The 1,355-nt window shown below is 55.1% G+C and carries 1 protein-coding gene; it reads right to left on the bottom strand.

Annotation, left to right across the window (positions count from 1 at the left end):
* On the bottom strand, positions 1-1,212 hold a 1,212-nt coding region (locus OHL14_RS00010), incomplete at its 3' end, for a PcfJ domain-containing protein (protein ID WP_263377252.1).
* Positions 1,213-1,355: the final 143 nt, after the last annotated feature.

The following is a 1,355-nucleotide window of genomic DNA, read 5'->3' as shown; positions in this document are numbered from 1 at the left end:
TGAAATAGCCACGTCTAATCCTTCCCGACCGGCCCACTCATGCAGAAGCTTAAGGGGCTTGCCGGAGGCTGAGCGGTTCGCCTTACCGCGAGCTTGAACGACTGCACGTTTCTTCGGGTCAACTTCGATTGTGAGAATAGATCGCTTCTTTTCTCCTTGCCACGTCCTTAACGACCAGATGCTTGAGGTTCCGCGGTAGCAGCGATAAGCGTAGCTCCCGACGCAATGATGTAAAGAAGCTCCTTCTTCGCGCAATTTGACACTGTCGATCAGTTCGACCATCTGCCAACGCTTCGGTATTTCTTCCTCGTTTCGCCTCGGCTCCTCCAGCAGCCACGGTTTGAAAGGAGACCGGGTCCACGTGAATGCGGCAGTGCTATGTGATGTGCCAAGATCACGATGCCATTCCCTCATCAGGCGGAGCATGGACGACACTGTTCGCCCTTTCATGCAAAACGAAGGCAGCGGCGGGGCGGCTTCCATCATGCCGTCCTGTGTCTCTATTTGAATTCGATCGTGCCGGACGGACTGAATGTAGTCGATCATGGGCCCAATCTGTGTAGGCTCAAGTTCTTCGACGTGCGCGATGAAGAACATCCAGACGGTGCGCCAGAAGCCACCATTGCGCAAATCCGTCGCTAGTCGCGTGGACAGGATGGCCTTCATAAATGCGGTAGGCATGCCTAGAGCAAGCAACTCGGCTCTGCGAAGTGCTGGCTCCAGCCCCAAATGGTCGTCCGATGTAAGAAAGATATGTTCCATCTTTCGCGTCATGGTGACTGGCAGATCGAGTGAACGAAAGCTCGCTCCGCGTGAATGTGCGATCACCCATGAACGTTTCTCGTCCCCTGCGGCATCAACTGCATACCAGACCGAGGCCATAAAAGCGGGGATTTCGTATCGACAAGTCAGATGGTGCGCTAAGGACGCCACTGAGGAGCGCCAGGAGGCTAACGTACCCTTCCACTCCGCTGTTGGGCGAATGTGCGCGCTTCGGAAGCGAGCCAGGTGGAATAGCGCGTCGACGCCGAGATGCCTGCCATCCTTGACCGGCGCATCAAACAATAGTGGCGCGCGGGTGCGAGCACAAATCAGCAGCTCTTGGAACTTTGCAAAAGTAAGTGGATCAGAGGCGAGGTGGCTGCAAGCGCGATGAATGGCGCGATCCGTCCGCTTCCTGTGATCCTGAACGAGACGTTCAGACCAGGACATAAAATTCCCCAATTTCTAAACCGGTGAGTGGACGACGGTGGTATGCGTCGTCGAGTCAGATTTAAGGCAGGGATACATATGACCGCTGGTAGCAGCCTGCCTGCTTCTGAATCCGGTTTAGCTCTTGGAGAAATACATCGCAC

The organism is Granulicella paludicola, from assembly GCF_025685545.1.
Classification (GTDB): domain Bacteria; phylum Acidobacteriota; class Terriglobia; order Terriglobales; family Acidobacteriaceae; genus Granulicella; species Granulicella paludicola.
Note: the sequence above shows the minus strand (reverse complement) of the source record. Positions and strands in the feature narration are given on the sequence as shown.